Genomic DNA, 17744 nt, shown 5'->3' with positions numbered 1-17744 from the left:
ATGCCTATTTCCTGAAGTTCAACAATTTCATCAGAGGGATGAAAACCCACAAGAACGTCAAGCCGGCCCCGCATGGGACGAATTGGGCGCAGGCAGGGGATCAGAACGATCGACTTGCCGGGATATATCTTTCCGAAAATATCAACCATATCATGGAAAATATCTTTATCGACCAATCCGGCTGGGCTGACGGATATTTGCCGAACGGCGACGGGTCCAATCCGATGTTGCCGACACAGTTCAGCCACTGCTTTTACGGCCAACACAGCAGCCTCTGGCAAACGGCGCGACGGATATTCCTTTCACGGGGTGCTTTGAACGGAGGTCAATTCCGGTCGGGTTTCATCGGTCTGAACGTCATCACGATGGACAACCAGTGGCAAATACTCATTTCCCGTGGTGGTGGCGAAGCGAAAGGAAACTACTCACTTCTTGACAATTACGTCGGGACAGTTGGCGGGGGCAAGGCGTTCTGGAACGGGACGGCCGGGCAACTTGTCGGAAACGTGAATAATGGGGGGATTGTCTTCGGCTTCACCAAGTTGGCCGGGCTCGATCGCGCCGTTATCGGGAATGACGAGCTTCCGCGCGCAACCCTGCCGACACTCATAAACAGCACGTCCCCACCTGGCCCTGTCGGGCTTGGTGGCTCTGGATCATCTGGTTCGTCCCTGAAGTTCCAAAGCGGTGCGACGTTGGCCTACTCCTTCTTGCAACGCTTTAACTGGGGATCCGAAGACGACCTGAACGTCGAAGGCATCGAGCAAGTAGTCCTCGACGGAACAACTGCCGGCGCGTTCTATGATTTCCTGACCGGTGGGTCCGGTGGCACACACCTTGACCTGATCAACCGTTGGCTGGCCATGGACGATCCGTGGGGCGAATATCTGGACTACATCCGCTGGACGCGGGGCAGGCTCGGGAACGACGTGACCGTTCGGACCACTCCGAAGACCCTGAATTTCCTTCCGAACGCGCGCCAGCACACGCCCGGCAACCGAGCAAGCGTCGAGCTGGATTGGCACCCGAATGGTCTAGACGGGCTTCCTGGCGACGTTGCGGGCGACAGCGTGGATCTGGGCGAACATGTCATTACCTGGGACATAATCCCCCGAAACCAGATCCAAGACTTCACCATGCGCAAAGGCGCTGGGATGCGGGTTGTTGGGCTAATCGACATCGCGGGCGATATCACCGCAGATGTAGATGGCAATCTTTTCTCCGTCTATGGCGGCGGACGGGTCATGACCTCGGGATATGATGGAGCGAACCCGATCTTTGTCGATCTTGCAGATGGCCGCTATGTCAACTCCGGGATCGTGACGGGCGGCGTGAGCATAGCCGCCCGACACCGCTCCGAAGTGATCCTCGGCTATGATGATGCCACTTTCACAGTCGGCCCGGACGATACGCTTACCATTTATGGCGAAAGCCTGGTTGGTGTAGACGGGGCGGCTGGCGGGACGGCCGCACTGATCTTGCAGGGAACGTTGGCCCTCAAGCCGACTTTGCGCCTGGTCGCCGGCACAATCCCGACGGCGTTCAGCAGCTATCACGGGTATGATTTTCCGGTGATCGCGAACCGAAGCTGCATGATCGACAACGGCGCTGGAGCTTCGGGGGTTTTGCGCGAGTGGCAGTATCGCCGCGCATTCAGCACCACGGACTATATGTTTGCCCTGGATGACCTGGTCGGAGAGTTCGCGGAAGACGACGATCTGAACGCCAGCAGTCGGCAATGGCTTTGGGATCAGGAGATTGGTTCAGGAGGCATCGGTTTGGTCGATAGCATCGACGTTCCGACGCTCGGAAAGATCGCAAAGTTCCGATCCGGCATGAACATGTTTTCCCCGACTGACGTAGTGTTCCCCGTCACCTTGGGGGGCACATTCGCGCCTGATGTGACAGGCATGGAGAACGGGTCTTATGTCTTTGTCGAAGCGGACAGTATATCGGGAAGCTTCGACGACATCGCCCCGGTCGGGAATGCTGGTCGCACGATCGAGGTCACCAAGACCCTGACGACCGTGACAATGACCCTCGGGACCGGGGCGACGGCGGTCACGAACAATACTTAGGTTTAGAGTGACGTCTACGCGCGAGGGCAATTGTGCCGACTCCAGCGAGCAAAAGCAGTGCAGAGGCTGGAAGTGGTACGGGCAATGGTGCGGTCTCAAAGAAGAAGTCCGCCGATCTCGCGTAAAAGCCTTCGCCATTTACATACCCACCAACCGGCCCGTCCTTCAGATATTTTAGGTATCCCGGATGGTATTCTATCAAAAAGAAGCCGCCATTGGTATAGCTGTAAAAGCCATCAGAACTGACATACGGAGGGTAGCTCGGTGTCATGCTGCAATCGAGCTCTCCAATAAAGCATGTCAAACTGGTGAAGTTGTCTGGATCATAAGAAAGGCTTACATGGCGCCACTGCCAATCCGTCATTGCCATGATGTCAAAGCCAGGTGAAAACACCGCATCTTGAAAGAAGGTCTTTGTAAGACCAGGTGTGACCGGCTCTGCCGTATAGTTGAACAGGACAACCTTGTTCAGACGCGCTTGGAATTCAATTGTGATTGGCGCTGCTTGCGCAGATGCAGCAAGAACCAGCGCGATCAGCGCAGCAATATATTTCATGTGTTAACCCCCCGGTAAAACCCGCTCACCATGGCGAGCGGGTCGATTCGGGGCAAGCTGAAATCTGCCGCTAGCGCAGCAGACCGACGCTCAGGGCGTATCCACCAACGATCAACAGGGTGCCGGCTATCACCGCGGCGATCAGGAGCCATTCTCGAAACGATGGCGGTTTGGCCGGCTTGTCGGGGCCGATGTCCCAGAAGCCATTGGATGATGATTTCGCACCCAACGGACGGTCCTGGTGGGGATCGCCGCCCTTTCCGGACTGGTCAGCGCTCGACTGGTTTGCCGACTGAAGTGGTTCTTTGTCTGTCACTGGGCTACTCCCTCTATGATAGGGGGCAGCCGCATTTGCGAAGTGCTCAGAGGTTCAGTGAACCTTCGTGAACCGGCACAGATTGCGAACATTGCGGAAACGGCGCCTTTAAAAAGCGCTTGGTTTCGGGAAAAGCTGCAGGTTGCGCGGAACGGCCTTTGTTTACACCGAAGATGTCGGGGGTTCGAGTCCCTCATCACCCACCATCAAAATACCATGGATTTTGACGGAAGTTTTGACTCCGCGAAAACCAGTTGTCCGGTAATGGGGCCGGATTTTGCAGGGCAGAGTAGGGTATAGACACCTGCCCGATAGTCGGGGATTCGACCCACAGCGCTACAAGGTTGACGTCAATGGTCCTTGGTGCATCACCTTCGAATTCCGTGACGGCAACGCTTACGTGCTCGACTTCGAACAATACCACTGAGGAACCGACATGGCCCGTTATCAGAACCGTTGTCCGACCCACCCCGGCACGTTGCTGCGCGAAGATGTGATCCCGGCGACGGGGGTCCCTAAGGTGCGGATCGCTGAGATGCTTGGTATCTCTCGCCAGCATCTTTACGACATCCTGAATGAGAAGAAGCCAGTAACGGCTGGCACTGCCGTCCGGCTCGCCAAGATGTTCCGTGGCTCGCCAGAGTTCTGGCTTCGCATGCAGGGAGCCTATGACGCATGGCATGCAACCCGTGAAATTGACGTCTCGGCGATACCTGTCATCGAGGCTGCATAATCCGGCTGGCGGAAGTGTGGGTGCGCTTTGAGCATCAGGGCGCAGCTGACGGCCGGCGTTTCAGCTTTGCTCGGCTGCTGATCCGAGCCGCCGGGCGATCGGTCCGGGCTAGGCGGCGAGAGCTGTGACGGTCTTGTGGACCTGGCTGAGACGCCTGTCGGTGAAATCGAAATCCGCCATGTCCGGAACGATGCGCGATGCGGTTTCGGGGCCGATCAGTTCCATCGTCCAGTCCGGGAAGGACCGGGTTTCGATCTTCGAGACCCCGAAGGGCACCACGTCGTCGTGACGGCGATCATTGACGATCCGCGTGAAGAGGGTGGAAGTTTCATCCAAGGGGCCTTCGATGGTCTGCATGAAGTAGGTGCCGTCAAACAGCAGGATTCCAGTTATCCCGAACCTCGCGTTGTTGTTCCGGCTTTCCGCGAGGATCGCCTGCAGAGCGGTGTCCGGCTCGGACAAGCGCGCAACACTGCGATAGGAAACGGTCAATAGTTCAGTCATCGTTGGCCTCGTGCATCTTATGGGGTGAGTGCGCTGCGCGTCCCACAGGACAGTGGTTTCCGCGGAGCGGGGCACGCAGCCGGCCGGTGGGCGGTGCGCGTATTTCCGGCCCGCTTACCTCAAATGTTCCACATAGGACAGACCTAGACACCCGATGTCGGCAGATATTGGCGCACGCATTGGTTGAAATTGCAACGCCGGTGATGCCGCCGGTGTTCCCGATGCGGGTTTCAACCCCTGCGCGAGGTCTTGCTGACTTGGTAAACCTATTGTCACAACGCTGCCGCGACGGCAGCGGTGGCTGTTACAAAACTGTCATGGAATCTTTGCATAAGGATCACGGAAGCCCTCTAGGCAGCCCCCGAGGCCACAGAAACGGCCCCTCGGATAAAACTCAGGAGCACTCCATGTTCACCATCAAGATGTCCGTCTCGGCGCTGGCCCTTCTGGCCGTGTCCGCCACCGCAGGCGCTGCGCGCGATCAGGTGCAGGTTGCAGGATCCTCGACGGTTCTTCCCTATGCCTCGATCGTCGCCGAAGCCTTTGGCGAAAACTTCGACTTCCCGACGCCGGTCGTGGAATCGGGCGGCTCGTCCGCCGGTCTGAAGCGGTTCTGCGAGGGCGTGGGCGAGAACACCATCGACATCGCCAATGCCAGCCGCAAGATCAAGGACAGCGAGATCAAGGCCTGCGCCGACGCCGGTGTGACCGACATCATCGAAGTGAAGATCGGCTATGACGGGATCGTCTTCGCCAGCCAGCTGAACGGCCCGGCCTATGACGCGCTGACCCCGTCCGACATCTACAACGCCCTGGCCAAGCAGGTCGTGGTCGACGGCAAGCTGGTCGACAACCCCTATACCAAGTGGTCGGATTTCAACGCCGATCTTCCGGCGGAAGACATCCTGGTGTTCATCCCGGGCACCAAGCACGGCACCCGTGAGGTGTTCGAAGAGAAGGTGCTGCATTCGGGTTGTGAAGAGACCGGAGCGATGGAAGCCTTCTCGGCGGCCAATGGCGGCGACAAGAAGGCCTCGGCCAAGTCCTGCGCCGACCTGCGGACCGACGGCAAGTCGATCGACATCGACGGCGACTATACCGAGACGCTGGCGCGCATCGACAGCAATGCCAACGGTGTCGGCGTGTTCGGCCTGGCGTTCTACGAGAACAACACCGACAAGCTGAAGGTCGCCACCATGTCGGGTGTCGAGCCGTCGACCGAGACCATCGCCTCGGGCGACTATCCGGTGTCGCGCCCGCTGTACTTCTACGTGAAGAAGGCCCATATCGGCGTGATCCCCGGCCTGAAGGAGTTCGCCGAGTTCTTCGTGAGCGACGACATGGCCGGTGAAGGCGGGCCGCTGTCCACCTACGGTCTGGTTGCCGACCCCGAGCTGGCCAAGACCCAGGCGCTGGTCGAAGAAGAAAAAGTGCTTGGCTCGAACATGTGATCGGGCCCGGGCCGGGGGGCGCATGGCGTCCCCCGGTCTGCCTTTGACTGGGATGGTGGGGACCGAATGTCTGCGACGCTGCTACTTCTGATCGTTCTGGCGCTGTCGGCCGCCGGATTTGTCGCCGGGCGAAGCCGGGCGCTGGCCTCGGCGGGGGGCAACAGCCGGATGCTGCATTCGCTGCCGTCCTATTACGGGTTCAACGCGGCGCTCTGGGCGCTGCTGCCGGCGTTGCTGCTGCTGGTCGCCTGGCTGATCGTGCAGCCGATGCTGATCGACGCGCGGGTGCGGGGGATGATCCCGGCCGAGCGTTACGAGAATTCCGGTCAGCTGTCGCTGATCATGTCGGATGTGCGCCGCGTCGCCGATGGGCTGGACGTGGCGGTGGCGCGGGGCGTGCTGGAGGCCGATGAGGCCGGGACGATCCGCACCGAGTTCACCAATGTGCGCGAGCGGCTGGCCGAGGTCGGCGTGGCGCTGGGCTCGGATGTGGATGCAACCACGCTGCACGCGGCGCAGGCCTATCGCGAGATGAGCGGGCGGGCGAATGCGGCGCGCAATGTGGTGATCCTGGTGCTGGCCGCGGCCGGGCTGGGGCTGGCGATGCTGCGGACCAACCGCGATTTCCGGGCGCGCAACGCGGTCGAGAAGGCGCTGCTGGGGCTGCTGATCGGCGCGGCCTCGCTGGCGGTGCTGACGACGCTGGGGATCGTTCTGTCGCTGATCTTCAACACCATCGAGTTCTTCCGTCTCTATCCGGCGACCGAGTTCTTTTTCGGCACCACGTGGTCGCCGAGTTTCGGGGGCGGGTCGGAGCTGGGCATCCTGCCGCTGTTCTGGGGCACCTTCTATATCTCGGTGATCGCGCTGGCCGTGGCGGTGCCCATCGGGCTGTTCGCGGCGGTCTATCTGTCGGAATACGCCTCGCCTGCCTTCCGCGCCGTGGCCAAGCCGCTGCTGGAGGTTCTGGCGGGTATCCCCACCATCGTCTACGGCCTGTTCGCGCTGGTGACGGTGGGGCCGATGCTGGTGTCGCTTTTCGGGCGGGACGGCGCGCTTGGCGTCGACTGGATGAGCGGCGGGACGGCGGTGATGACCGCGGGGCTGGTCATGGGCATCATGCTGATCCCCTTCGTCAGCTCGCTGTCCGACGACATCATCAACGCGGTGCCGCAGTCGATGCGCGACGGCTCGCTTGGGCTGGGCGCGACGCCGTCGGAGACGGTGCGGCAGGTAGTTCTGCCCGCGGCGCTGCCGGGGATCGTCGGGGCCATCCTGCTGGCGGCGAGCCGGGCCATCGGCGAGACGATGATCGTGGTTCTGGGCGCGGGGGCGGCGGCGCGGCTGTCGATGAACCCGTTCGACGCGATGACCACGGTGACAGCCAAGATCGTCAGCCAGCTGACCGGGGACGCCGATTTCGCCAGCCCCGAGGCGCTGGTGGCCTTTGCCCTGGGGATGACGCTGTTCGTCATCACGCTGGGGCTGAATGTCTTCGCGCTGTGGATCGTGCGCAAATACCGGGAGCAATACGAATGACCGACGCCGCGCACCCGCGCCATGCCGCCTCGCTGCTGGAACAGGATCCCCGCACGCGCCGCCGCAATGCCGCCGAGACCCGGTTCAAGGCCTATGGGCTGATCGCCATCGGGATCGGGCTGGTGTTCCTGGTCACGCTGATGTTCGCGATTGTCCGCAACGGGCTGCCGGCCTTCACGCAGACTTTCGTGACGCTGCCCATCGAGCTGCCGGCGGCCAAACTGGACAAGAAGGGCAACCGGGATCCGGCGGAAATGGCGAAGGTCTCGACCTTTGGCTACAAGCCGGTGATCGAGGCGGCGCTGATCAAGGCGCTGGCGGACAACGGGATCGACAACCCGTTCAAGAAGCCGGCCAAGGTGGCCGACATCCTGTCATCCTCGGCGCTGGCGCAGGTGCGCGACACGGTGCTGGCCGACCCGACGCTGGTGGGCAAGACGGTGGAGTTCCGCCTGCTGGCCTCGTCGCGGGTGGATGGCTATTTCAAGGGCCGGGTGACGCGCGAGAGCCTGGCGCGGGACAAGAACCTGGACGGCGAGCATCTGGACGTGGCCGATCAGATGAAAGCCAAGGGGCTGATGGCCTCGTCCTTCAACATGGATTTCATCCTGGGCTCGGACGCCTCGGAAAGCCGGCCGGAGCAGGCGGGGATCGGCGTCGCGATGCTGGGCTCGCTGTTCATGATGCTGGTGGTGCTGGTGCTGTCGCTGCCCATCGGGGTGGCCGCGTCGATCTATCTGGAGGAGTTCGCGCCGACGAACCGCTGGACCGACCTGATCGAGGTGAATATCTCGAACCTGGCCGCCGTGCCGTCCATCGTCTTCGGTATCCTGGGTCTGGCGGTGTTCATCCAGTTCGCCGGGCTGCCGCAGTCGGCGCCGGTTGTCGGCGGGCTGGTGCTGACGCTGATGACGCTGCCGACCATCATCATCTCGACCCGCGCGGCGCTGAAGGCGGTGCCGCCGTCGATCCGCGATGCAGCGCTTGGCGTCGGGGCGAGCAAGATGCAGGCGGTGTTCCATCATGTGCTGCCGCTGGCGATGCCGGGCATCCTGACCGGCACCATCATCGGCCTGGCGCAGGCGCTGGGAGAGACCGCGCCGCTGCTGCTGATCGGGATGGTGGGGTTCATCGCCTCGAACTACCCGGACGGGATCGTCTCGGGCTTCTTCTCGCCCAACTCGGCGATGCCGGCGCAGATCTACGAATGGGCCAAACGCGCCGATCCGGCCTATTACGAACGGGCCTGGGGCGGCATCATCATCCTGCTGGTGTTCCTGCTGAGCATGAACATCATCGCCATCATCCTGCGCCGCCGGTTCGAGCGGCGGTGGTAGGAAAGGACCAGACCATGTATGACAGCCCCGAGAAAGAAATGAAGTTGGACCAGAAAGCCATCAAGATCGCCGCGAAGGGCGTGCAGGTCTATTACGGCGACACCCATGCCATCAAGGATGTCAACGTCGACATCCAGGACAAGACCGTGACGGCCTTCATCGGGCCGTCGGGCTGCGGCAAGTCGACCTTCCTGCGCTGCATCAACCGGATGAACGACACGATCGACATCTGCCGCGTCGAGGGGCAGATCCTGCTGGACAACGAGGATATCTACGACCGTCGCGTCGATCCGGTGCAGCTGCGCGCCAAGGTTGGCATGGTGTTCCAGAAGCCGAACCCGTTTCCGAAGTCGATCTATGACAACGTGGCCTATGGGCCGCGCATCCACGGGCTGGCGCGCAACAAGGCCGAGCTGGACGAGATCGTGGAAAAGGCGCTGCGGCGCGGGGCGATCTGGAACGAGGTGAAGGACCGCCTGCAGGCACCCGGCACCGGCCTGTCGGGCGGGCAGCAGCAGCGGCTGTGCATCGCGCGGGCGGTGGCGACCGAGCCGGAGGTTCTGCTGATGGACGAGCCCTGTTCGGCGCTCGACCCCATCGCGACGGCACAGGTCGAGGAGCTGATCGACGAGCTGCGGCAGGATTACTCGGTGGTGATCGTGACGCACTCGATGCAACAGGCGGCGCGGGTGAGCCAGAAGACGGCCTTCTTCCACCTGGGCCATCTGGTGGAGTTCGGCGATACCGACCAGATCTTCACCAAGCCGCAGGACAGCCGGACGGAAAGTTATATCACAGGACGGATCGGGTGAGCGCCATGAACGAGAGACATATCCTTTCCTCTTTCGATCGCGACCTGGAGAGCATTCAGGCCAGCGTGATGAAGATGGGCGGCTTGGTCGAGGCGGCGCTGGCCGATGCCGCGACCGCGCTGGAAGCGCGCGACGTGGAACTGGCCGAGAAGGTGCGCGCGGGCGACAAGGCGGTCGATGCGCTGGATATCGCGGTGAAGACCGACGCGGCGCGGCTGATCGCGCTGCGCGCGCCCACGGCGGGCGATCTGCGCATGGTGCTGTCGGTGATGGAGATCAGCTCGCACCTGGAGCGCTGCGGCGATTACGCCAAGAACATCGCCAAGCGGACGATGACGGTGACGGGCGGGACCGAGATCGAAGGCGCGCATGGCGCGCTGCGGCGGATGTCGCGCTTTGTCGAGGCGATGATGAAGGACGCGCTGGACGCCTATATCCAGCGCGACGTCGCCAAGTCGCAGGAGGTGATCGCGCGCGATGCCGAGGCGGATCAGATCTATAACACGCTGTTCCGGTCGCTGCTGACGCATATGATGGAAGACCCGCGCAATATCGCCGTGGGGATGCAGCTGCATTTCATCGCCAAGAACATCGAGCGGGTGGGCGACCACGCCACCAATATCGCCGAGCAGACGATCTATCTGGTCACCGGCGAGATGCCCGACGACGACCGGCCCAAGAAGGACCGGACCGCGCTGACCCTGCCTGAGAGTGCCGCACCGTGAGTGACATGTCGCCATCGGTGCTGGTGGTCGAGGACGAACCGGCGCAGGCCGAGATGCTGGCCTATAACTTGGAAAGCGAAGGCTTTCGTGTGATCCGCGCGGCGGATGGGACCGAGGCGCTGCTTCTGGTCGAGGAAGAGGCGCCGGATCTGATCCTGCTGGACTGGATGCTGCCGGGCACCTCGGGGATCGAGGTCTGCCGGCGGATCAAGCTGCGCCCGGCCTCGCGGCTGACTCCGGTGATCATGATCTCGGCGCGGTCCGAGGAACTGGACAAGGTGCGCGGGCTGGAGACGGGCGCGGACGACTATGTGACCAAGCCCTATTCGGTGATCGAGCTGATGGCGCGGGTGAAGTCGCAGCTGCGCCGGTCGCGGCCCGCCACGGTGGGTGAGCGTCTGGTCTTCGAGGACATCCTGCTCGATTCCGAGGCACACAAGGTATTCCGGGGCGAGCGCGAGCTGAAGCTGGGGCCGATCGAGTTCCGGCTGCTGTCGACCTTCATGGAGAAGCCGGGCCGGGTCTGGAGTCGCGAACAGCTGCTGGACCGGGTCTGGGGGCGCGACATCTATGTCGATACGCGCACCGTGGACGTGCATATCGGGCGGCTGCGCAAGGCGCTTGGCAAGCATGGCGGCAGCGATGCGATCCGTACCGTGCGCGGGTCGGGCTACGCGCTGGGGTGACGTCGGGACAGTCACAAAGCTGTTGCCTGACGGTCATGTGACTATTGCGTTCGGGGCCTATCGGAGTCGCCATCATGACCACGGAGACTCATGCCATGACCGATAAAGATCACAGCCGACTGAGTGCGGATGCCTGGGACGAACTGCGCGATCCGCGCCCGATGGAAACCGGTTTCGACCGGGTTGTCGCGAGCGCGCTGTCGCGCCGCGGGTTCCTGTCGGGGGTGATCGCCCTCGGCTCGGCGGCCGGGGCCCTGGGCGGGCTGCTGGGCAGCACCGCCGCGCGGGCGGCGGGTGCGCCGCGCTTTGCCTTCGAGGGCATCGCGGCCACCACGGATGCGACGGTGCATGTGCCGGAGGGCTACGAGTGGAAGGTCGTCGCGCGCTGGGGCGATGCGCTGTTCGGTGATGCGGCGGCGTTCGATCCGAAAGAGGGGGTCGCGCTGGCCTCGTCCGACCGGGTGTTCGGGGAAAACACCGACGGGATGGAGTTCTTTGAGGTCGATGGCCATCATCTGATCGCGGTGAACAGCGAATACACCAACAACGAGATCAACCTGCCGGGGCGTCATGCGGATGGCAAGGCGGCCAGCGCCGAGGATGCGCAGCTGCTGCGCAACCTGCAGGGCGTGACCGTGATGGAAGTGGCCGAGGACGCAGATGGCTGGCAGATCGTGGTCGACAGCCCGTTCAACCGCCGCATCACGCAGGACACCGAGATGCGCCTGGCCGGGCCGGTGGCGGGCCATGCGCTGGTGCAGACCGTTTCCGACCCTGCGGGCCTGACCGCGCGGGGCACGCTGAACAACTGCGGGTCGGGGCGGACGCCCTGGGGCACCTATCTGACCTGCGAGGAGAACTTCAACGGCTACTTCGGCGCGACGGCGGCGGATTTCGCCCAGACCCCGGAGCAGAAGCGCTATGGCATCGGCGGCGAGGGGCGGTATGGCTACGAGGCCTTCACGCCGCGGTTTGATCTGTCCACCGATCCGAACGAGCCGAACACGCAGGGCTGGGTGGTCGAGATCGACCCGGCGGACCCTGCGTCTGTGCCGGTGAAGCGCACCGCGCTTGGCCGCTTCAAGCATGAGAATGCCGAAGTGGTGCTGGCGGCGGACGGGCGTGTGGTGGTCTATATGGGCGACGACGAGCGGGGCGAGTTCCTGTATCGCTTCGTGTCAGACGCGCCCTATGTGCCGGGCGGAGATACCTCGGAATTGCTCGACAAGGGAACGCTTTACGCTGCGAAGTTCACCGAGGATGGCAAGGGCGTGTGGGTCGCGCTGACGCCGGAAGCGACGGGCATGAGCGCCGAGGAGGTGCTGGTGTTCAGCCGCATGGCCGGGTCCAAGGTGGGCGCGACGACGATGGACCGGCCCGAGTGGGTCTCGGTCAATCCGATCAAGCCCGAGGCCTATTGCGCGCTGACCAACAACACGCGGCGCGGGGTCAAGCCGAACGCGGGCGGCGACGAGACGCCGGTGGGCGGGCCGAACCCGCGCGAGAAGAACCAGTACGGCCAGATCGTGCGCTGGTATCCCGAGGGCGGCGACCATGCGGCGGATGCCTTTGCCTGGGATCTCTACGTGATGGCGGGCAATCCGGCGAAGCATACGGATGCCTATGCCGGGTCGCGCAATGTCACGGCGGGGAACATGTTCAACTCGCCCGACGGGATGGCCTTCGACAGCACCGGGATCCTGTGGATCCAGACCGATGGCGATGACAGCAACGAAGGCGACTTCGAGGGTCAGGGCAACAACCAGATGCTGGCGGGCGATCCGGCGAGCGGCGAGATCCGCCGCTTCCTGACCGCGCCGAAGGGGGCGGAAGTGACCGGGCTCTGCTGGTCGGGGGACCGCAAGACGATGTTCGTCGGCATCCAGCACCCGGACGCGCCCTTCCCGGATGGCGAGGGCAGCCTGCCGCGGTCGGCGGTCATCGCCGTGCGGCGCACGGATGGCGCGCTGGTTGGCTGATCCTGGTGTGGAGGGGGCTGCGGCCCCCTCCATTCGCTTTTGGCGTCGGTAAGCGACGCGCTTTGACGATTTCCGGCAAGCTGCGCCGCCGTCCCCCGGGCTTATCTGGCCCGCACGAGGCACGGGCGGAGCAGCGGCTTGGAAGATTACGATTACATCATCGTCGGCGCGGGGTCGTCCGGGTCGGTGCTGGCGGCGCGGCTGAGCGAGGACGGGCGCGCGCGCGTCCTGCTGCTGGAGGCGGGGCCGTCGGATCTGCATCCCTGGATCCAGATGCCCATCGGCTATGGCAAGGTCTTCTACGACAAGCGGTTCAACTGGAAGTACACGACCGAGCCCGATCCGAACCGGGACGGGGTGCAGACCTATTGGCCGCGCGGCAAGGTGCTGGGCGGGTCGTCTTCGATCAATGCGATGGTCTGGGCGCGGGGGCATCCGAGCGATTACGAGGAATGGGGCGCGGTGGCGCCGGGATGGGGCTGGGACGAGGTTGCGCCGCTGTTCCGGCGGATCGAGGACTGGGAAGGCGGCGACGACGGGGTGCGCGGCAGCGGCGGGCCGGTGCATGTGCATGACGTGCGCGACGAGGTGCATCCGCTGACGCATCGCTATGTCGAGGCGATGGCGCAGGCCGGGTTCCCGCAGAGCCCGGATTACAACGGACCGGACATGGAGGGCGCGGCGTTCTACCAGATCACCACGCGCGGGGGGATGCGGGCTTCGGCCGCGCGCAGCTATCTGCGGCCGGCGCTGCGGCGGGCGAATCTGCGGGTCGAGACCGGCGCCCATGTGACGCGGGTGCTGTTCGAGGGCAGGCGCGCCGTGGGGGTCGAGTATCGCCGGGGCGGGATGCGCAGCGCGCGCGGGCGCGAGGTGATCCTGTCGGGCGGGGCGATCAACTCGCCGCAGCTGTTGCAGCTGTCCGGGATCGGGCCGGGCGCGCTGTTGCAGCGGCATGGGATCGCGGTGGTGCAGGAGAATGCGCAGGTCGGGCGCAACCTGGCCGACCATCTGGGGGCGGATGCGCTGTATCGGGTCAACGTGCCGACCCTGAACCAGCAGCTGGGGCCGGTGCTGGGCAAGGTGCGGGCAGGGCTGCAGTATCTGCTGACGCGCAAGGGGCTGCTGAGCCTGAGCCTGAACCAGGGCGGCGGGTTCATCCGGATCATGGAGGGGGCGTCCCGGCCGGATATCCAGCTGTATTTCTCGCCCGTCTCCTATACCCGCGCGCCGGTGGGAACGCGGCCGCTGATGAACCCGGATCCGTTTCCGGGGATGCTGATCGGGTTCAATCCCTGCAAGCCAACAAGCAAGGGGTATCTGCAGATCCGTTCGGCCGATCCCTTTGCCGCGCCGGAGCTGCATTCGAACTATCTCGACACCAATTACGACCGGGCGGTGATGCTGGCGGGGATGCGGCTGATGCGAGAGATCGCGGCGACGCCGGCGTTTTCGGAGGTGATCGAGGACGAGGTCTATCCCGGCGCCGAGGTGAAGGACGACGCGCAGATGGCTGAATTCATTCGCCAAAAGGCCTGGACGGTGTTCCATCAGTGCGGTACCTGCCGGATGGGGACGGATCCGGCAGAGTCGGTTGTGGATGCGCGGCTGCGGGTGCATGGGGTTCAGGGGCTGCGGGTGGTCGACGCCTCGGTCTTTCCGACGATCCCCACGGGGAATACGAATGCGCCGGCGATCATGGTGGGCGAACGGGCCGCGGATCTGATCCGGGCGGAGGCGAGGTAGGACATGAAACTGAAGCGCATCGAGAGCTTTGCCAATGAATTCATCGGCTTCGTGCGGGTGACCGCCGAGGACGGCGCGCAGGGCTGGGGGCAGGTGTCGACCTATAACGCCGATATCACGCAGCGGGTGCTGCACCGGCAGGTGGCGCCCTGGGTGCTGGGGCAGGATACGACGGACCTGGACGACCTGATGGATGTCGTGACCGAGCGCGAGCACAAGTATCCGGGCAGCTACCTGCGGCGGGCGATGTCGGGGGTGGACACGGCAATCTGGGATCTGCGCGGCAAGCAGGCAGGCAAGCCCGTGGCGGCGCTGCTGGGCGGGTCGGCCGGGACAGTGCGGGCCTATGCCAGCTCGATGAAGCGGGATATCACGCCGAAGGACGAGGCGGCGCGAATGGTCCGGCTGCGCGACGACTTCGGGTTCGACGCCTTCAAGGTGCGCGCCGGGGCCGAGGTGGGCCGCGACCGCGACGAATGGGTGGGGCGGACCGAGGAGATCATCCCGGCGATGCGGCGCGCGCTGCCCGACGCCAGCCTGCTGATCGACGCCAACAGCTGCTATTCGCCGAAGCGGGCGATCGAGGTGGGGCGGCTGCTGGAGGGCGAGGGTTTCGAGCATTTCGAGGAGCCTTGCCCCTATTGGGAGCTGGAGCAGACCCGCGCGGTGAGCGAGGCGCTGGAGATCGCGGTCAGCGGCGGCGAGCAGGATTGCGACCTGCCGACCTGGCGGCGGATGATCGACATGCGGGCGGTGGATATCGTGCAGCCCGATATCCTCTATCTGGGCGGTATCTGCCGGACGATGCGGGTGGTGCGTATGGCCGAGGCGGCGGGGCTGCCGGTGACGCCGCATTGCGCGAACCTGGGGCTGGTGACGCTGTTCACCATGCACCTGCTGCGGGCGATTCCGAACGCGGGGAAATACCTGGAGTTCTCGATCGAGGGGCAGGATTACTATCCATGGCAATACGATCTGTTTGTCGAGGACCCCTATCGGATCGAGGACGGCAAGGCGCGGGTGAGTGACGCGCCGGGCTGGGGTGTGGAGATCAACCCGGAGTGGCTGGCGCGGTCGGTGTACCGGGTCAGCGAGCTCTGATCACTTCAGCTGGCTGTCCTTGGAGCCGCGGCGGTTGATGCCGCCGCGCGCGACGAAGCGGCTATCGCGTTCCTGCTGGCAGTCGAGGCAGAGCTTGACGCCCGGCAGCGCGGTGCGGCGCGCCTCGGGGATCGGCTCTTCGCATTCGGCGCAATGGGTCAGGCTGTCGCCGACCGGGGCCTTGCGCGATTGCAGGCGCTTCAGCTCGTCGGCGATGGAGGCCTCGATCTGTTCGCTGACAGCGCCGTCTTTTGCCCAACCACCGGCCATGATGCGACTCCCTTTCGGATCCGAAGATAATCCGGATCGCCGGGCGTGCAAGATCAGCAGCCGCGGGCGTTGAGGTAGATCGCACGCAGCGTGGTGGTGGCGCAGATGAACAGGCGGTTGCGCTTGGGGCCGCCGAAGGTGACGTTGGCGACCACCTCGTCGGTGCGGATCTTGCCGATCAGCGTGCCATCGGGGGCGAAGCAGTGGACGCCGTCGCCGGCCGAGCTCCAGAGGTTGCCGTTCGTGTCGACGCGGAAGCCGTCGAAGAGGCCGCTGTCGCAGGTGGCGAAATCGTGGCCCGCGCCGAGGCTGTCGCCATTCACCGGGTAGGCGCGGATCAGGGCCGGGCGGTCGGGAACATGGGTCCTGCCGGTGTCGGCGATGTAGAGCAGCGATTCATCGGGCGAGAAAGCAAGGCCGTTGGGCTGGACCAGATCGGTGCAGACGGTGGTGAGCGTGCCGTCCGTGCCGATGCGGTAGACGTTCTGGGCGCCGATGTCCGAGGGGGCGGCGTCGCCTTCGTAATCGCTGTCGATGCCGTAGGAGGGGTCGGTGAACCAGACAGAGCCGTTGGATTTCACCACCACGTCGTTGGGCGAGTTCAGGCGCTTGCCGTCGACGTGGCTGGCGAGAACGGTGCGGGTGCCGTCGTGTTCGATGCGGCTGACGCAGCGGCCGCGGTGTTCGCAGGAGATCAGCCGGCCCTGGGTGTCGACGGTGTGGCCGTTCTGGTTGCGGCAGGGTGACTCGAAGACCGAGACGGCGCCGGAGCATTCGTCCCAGCGCAGGGTGCGGTCGTTCGGGATGTCGGACCAGAGGAGATATCTGCCGGCGGGGAAATAGGCCGGACCTTCGCACCAGCGGCCGCCGGACCAGAGCACCTCGGGGCCGGCGTTGGTGAAGATGAGGCGGCGGAACCGGTCGTCGCGGATGTCGTAATCCTGTGCCGGCATGGTGATTGCTCCCTGTTTCCTGCTGGTTATCAGCGCGGTTTTGGTCGGAAATTGCGCCGGTGGCTGACAGCTATTCCCTTGATCTGGTTGGTCAAGTCAATGGTTATAACGAGTTATGAGATAAGTAAACGTTATGATTGACGAATCCTGGTTGGACAAATAGCGTCCCGTTACAGCCTGGGGAGGCAGTACGAGGCGATGGGCGATATCGGGGCGGAAATCGGCACGGAAGGACGCGCGGGGCGGTCCGCGGTCGACGGGATCGTCGCCGCGATCCGCACGATGATCGCCGAGCGGGGCCTGGGCGTGGGTGACAGCCTGCCCACCGAGCGCGAGCTGTGCGAGCGCTTCGGCACCAGCCGCAACACGGTGCGCGAGGCGATGCGCATCCTCAAGGCCAACGGCATGGTTGAGGTGCGGCCCAAGATCGGCGCGACGCTGATCGACAACCGGATGGAATCGGCGTTCCAGATGTTCTCGCTGAACGTCATGGATGTCTCGCGCGAGACCTATGACAGCATTCAGGGGTTCCGGATGCTGCTGGAGGTGACCGCCTGGGAGCAGCTGTTCGAGCGTCTGACCGATGCCGATGTCGCGGCGCTGCATGACATCAACGAGGGCTTCAAGATCTCGGTGCCGGTGGAGGAGGCGGGCGAGCGCGACTTTCGCCTGCACACGCGGCTGGTGTCGATCCTGGACAACAAGGCGATCCTGGACGTCTACCGGATCATGAAGCCGGTGATCCTGCGCATCATGATCCGCAACAAGACGCGGCGGGTCTTCGAGGGCGAGAATTACGAGGACCATCGCCGGATCATCGAGGCTTTGGCCGCGCGCGACCGGGTGGCCTATCAGTACCTCATGCGCAGTCACCTGACCGAGGGATACAACCGCTGGACCAAGGCGGAGGATCGGGCAGCGACCTGATCGGGCAGCAGAGGCCCGTGCATCGGGTCAG

At 64.0% G+C, this 17744-nt stretch carries 17 protein-coding genes; 12 read left to right on the top strand and 5 right to left on the bottom strand.

The genetic code is table 11. From position 1 onward, the window contains the following. A partial coding sequence (locus ACFO5X_RS26110; RefSeq protein ID WP_380723229.1) for a hypothetical protein occupies window positions 1-2078 on the top strand: 2078 nt, incomplete at its 5' end. Here ACFO5X_RS26110 and ACFO5X_RS26105 read toward each other — a convergent pair. Further along, entirely contained in the window at window positions 2062-2634 is a 573-nt protein-coding gene (locus tag ACFO5X_RS26105; protein WP_380723227.1) for a VPLPA-CTERM sorting domain-containing protein, read from the bottom strand. The two genes, ACFO5X_RS26110 and ACFO5X_RS26105, sit on opposite strands and share 17 nt — an antisense overlap. Window positions 2635-2704: 70 nt before the next feature. After that, window positions 2705-2950, bottom strand: a complete 246-nt coding sequence (locus ACFO5X_RS26100; RefSeq protein WP_380723225.1) for a hypothetical protein — start codon at window positions 2948-2950, stop codon at window positions 2705-2707. Between the two features lie 436 nt (window positions 2951-3386). On the opposite strand from ACFO5X_RS26100, the gene ACFO5X_RS26095 reads away from it, so the two are divergent. After that, window positions 3387-3683, top strand: a complete 297-nt coding sequence (locus ACFO5X_RS26095; protein WP_380723223.1) for a HigA family addiction module antitoxin — start codon at window positions 3387-3389, stop codon at window positions 3681-3683. Window positions 3684-3791: 108 nt separating this feature from the next. Here the strand turns inward: ACFO5X_RS26095 and ACFO5X_RS26090 are convergent, their stop codons facing one another. Beyond that, window positions 3792-4187, bottom strand: coding sequence for a BLUF domain-containing protein (locus ACFO5X_RS26090; RefSeq protein ID WP_380723221.1), 396 nt, complete (start codon window positions 4185-4187; stop codon window positions 3792-3794). A gap of 407 nt (window positions 4188-4594) precedes the next feature. Between ACFO5X_RS26090 and ACFO5X_RS26085 the strand changes: the two genes are divergently transcribed. From ACFO5X_RS26085 to ACFO5X_RS26045, 9 genes are all read left to right on the top strand, one after another. Beyond that, window positions 4595-5638, top strand: a complete 1044-nt coding sequence (locus ACFO5X_RS26085) for a substrate-binding domain-containing protein (protein WP_380723219.1) — start codon at window positions 4595-4597, stop codon at window positions 5636-5638. 66 nt (window positions 5639-5704) lie between these two features. Further along, entirely contained in the window at window positions 5705-7177 is a 1473-nt protein-coding gene (gene pstC / locus ACFO5X_RS26080) for a phosphate ABC transporter permease subunit PstC (protein ID WP_380723216.1), read from the top strand. Further along, a complete protein-coding gene (gene pstA, locus ACFO5X_RS26075; RefSeq protein WP_380723214.1) occupies window positions 7174-8514 on the top strand; it encodes a phosphate ABC transporter permease PstA in 1341 nt (446 codons plus the stop codon). Before pstC ends, pstA begins: the two co-directional genes overlap by 4 nt. Window positions 8515-8528: 14 nt before the next feature. Then, on the top strand, window positions 8529-9326 hold the full coding sequence (gene pstB, locus ACFO5X_RS26070; protein ID WP_380723210.1) for a phosphate ABC transporter ATP-binding protein PstB: 798 nt from the start codon (window positions 8529-8531) through the stop codon (window positions 9324-9326). 5 nt (window positions 9327-9331) lie between these two features. Next, window positions 9332-10051: a phosphate signaling complex protein PhoU gene (gene phoU / locus ACFO5X_RS26065; protein WP_380723208.1), complete on the top strand. Its 720-nt coding sequence runs from the start codon at window positions 9332-9334 to the stop codon at window positions 10049-10051. 5 nt (window positions 10052-10056) lie between these two features. After that, window positions 10057-10737, top strand: a complete 681-nt coding sequence (gene phoB / locus ACFO5X_RS26060) for a phosphate regulon transcriptional regulator PhoB (RefSeq protein ID WP_380723256.1) — start codon at window positions 10057-10059, stop codon at window positions 10735-10737. Between the two features lie 95 nt (window positions 10738-10832). After that, entirely contained in the window at window positions 10833-12716 is a 1884-nt protein-coding gene (locus ACFO5X_RS26055) for a PhoX family protein (protein WP_380723206.1), read from the top strand. A gap of 138 nt (window positions 12717-12854) precedes the next feature. Further along, window positions 12855-14462, top strand: a complete 1608-nt coding sequence (locus ACFO5X_RS26050; RefSeq protein WP_380723204.1) for a GMC family oxidoreductase — start codon at window positions 12855-12857, stop codon at window positions 14460-14462. Between the two features lie 3 nt (window positions 14463-14465). Further along, window positions 14466-15563, top strand: coding sequence for a mandelate racemase/muconate lactonizing enzyme family protein (locus ACFO5X_RS26045; RefSeq protein WP_380723202.1), 1098 nt, complete (start codon window positions 14466-14468; stop codon window positions 15561-15563). Here ACFO5X_RS26045 and ACFO5X_RS26040 read toward each other — a convergent pair whose 3' ends face one another. Together ACFO5X_RS26040 and ACFO5X_RS26035 are read right to left on the bottom strand one after the other, a co-directional pair. Continuing rightward, window positions 15564-15833, bottom strand: coding sequence for a DksA/TraR family C4-type zinc finger protein (locus ACFO5X_RS26040; RefSeq protein ID WP_380723200.1), 270 nt, complete (start codon window positions 15831-15833; stop codon window positions 15564-15566). It abuts the gene before it with no gap. 53 nt (window positions 15834-15886) lie between these two features. Then, window positions 15887-16786 (bottom strand): SMP-30/gluconolactonase/LRE family protein, encoded by a 900-nt coding sequence (locus tag ACFO5X_RS26035; protein WP_380723198.1) that lies wholly within the window; start codon window positions 16784-16786, stop codon window positions 15887-15889. Between the two features lie 198 nt (window positions 16787-16984). Here ACFO5X_RS26035 and ACFO5X_RS26030 point away from each other — a divergent pair, with 198 nt between their 5' ends. After that, window positions 16985-17713, top strand: a complete 729-nt coding sequence (locus ACFO5X_RS26030) for a FadR/GntR family transcriptional regulator (RefSeq protein ID WP_380723196.1) — start codon at window positions 16985-16987, stop codon at window positions 17711-17713. Window positions 17714-17744: the final 31 nt, after the last annotated feature.

Source organism: Seohaeicola nanhaiensis (genome assembly GCF_042654245.1).
Taxonomy (GTDB): domain Bacteria; phylum Pseudomonadota; class Alphaproteobacteria; order Rhodobacterales; family Rhodobacteraceae; genus Seohaeicola_A; species Seohaeicola_A nanhaiensis.
This window is presented reverse-complemented; position numbering and strand designations above follow the sequence as displayed.

Excerpts from the sequence above, each read along its gene's own strand:
- ACFO5X_RS26105 (WP_380723227.1), bottom strand. The coding sequence starts at position 2,634 with ATGAAATATATTGCTGCGCTGATCGCGCTGGTTCTTGCTGCATCTGCG.
- ACFO5X_RS26095 (WP_380723223.1), top strand. The coding sequence starts at position 3,387 with ATGGCCCGTTATCAGAACCGTTGTCCGACCCACCCCGGCACGTTGCTG.
- ACFO5X_RS26090 (WP_380723221.1), bottom strand. The coding sequence starts at position 4,187 with ATGACTGAACTATTGACCGTTTCCTATCGCAGTGTTGCGCGCTTGTCC.
- ACFO5X_RS26085 (WP_380723219.1), top strand. The coding sequence starts at position 4,595 with ATGTTCACCATCAAGATGTCCGTCTCGGCGCTGGCCCTTCTGGCCGTG.
- pstC (WP_380723216.1), top strand. The coding sequence starts at position 5,705 with ATGTCTGCGACGCTGCTACTTCTGATCGTTCTGGCGCTGTCGGCCGCC.
- pstA (WP_380723214.1), top strand. The coding sequence starts at position 7,174 with ATGACCGACGCCGCGCACCCGCGCCATGCCGCCTCGCTGCTGGAACAG.
- pstB (WP_380723210.1), top strand. The coding sequence starts at position 8,529 with ATGTATGACAGCCCCGAGAAAGAAATGAAGTTGGACCAGAAAGCCATC.
- phoU (WP_380723208.1), top strand. The coding sequence starts at position 9,332 with ATGAACGAGAGACATATCCTTTCCTCTTTCGATCGCGACCTGGAGAGC.
- phoB (WP_380723256.1), top strand. The coding sequence starts at position 10,057 with ATGTCGCCATCGGTGCTGGTGGTCGAGGACGAACCGGCGCAGGCCGAG.
- ACFO5X_RS26055 (WP_380723206.1), top strand. The coding sequence starts at position 10,833 with ATGACCGATAAAGATCACAGCCGACTGAGTGCGGATGCCTGGGACGAA.
- ACFO5X_RS26045 (WP_380723202.1), top strand. The coding sequence starts at position 14,466 with ATGAAACTGAAGCGCATCGAGAGCTTTGCCAATGAATTCATCGGCTTC.
- ACFO5X_RS26040 (WP_380723200.1), bottom strand. The coding sequence starts at position 15,833 with ATGGCCGGTGGTTGGGCAAAAGACGGCGCTGTCAGCGAACAGATCGAG.
- ACFO5X_RS26035 (WP_380723198.1), bottom strand. The coding sequence starts at position 16,786 with ATGCCGGCACAGGATTACGACATCCGCGACGACCGGTTCCGCCGCCTC.
- ACFO5X_RS26030 (WP_380723196.1), top strand. The coding sequence starts at position 16,985 with ATGGGCGATATCGGGGCGGAAATCGGCACGGAAGGACGCGCGGGGCGG.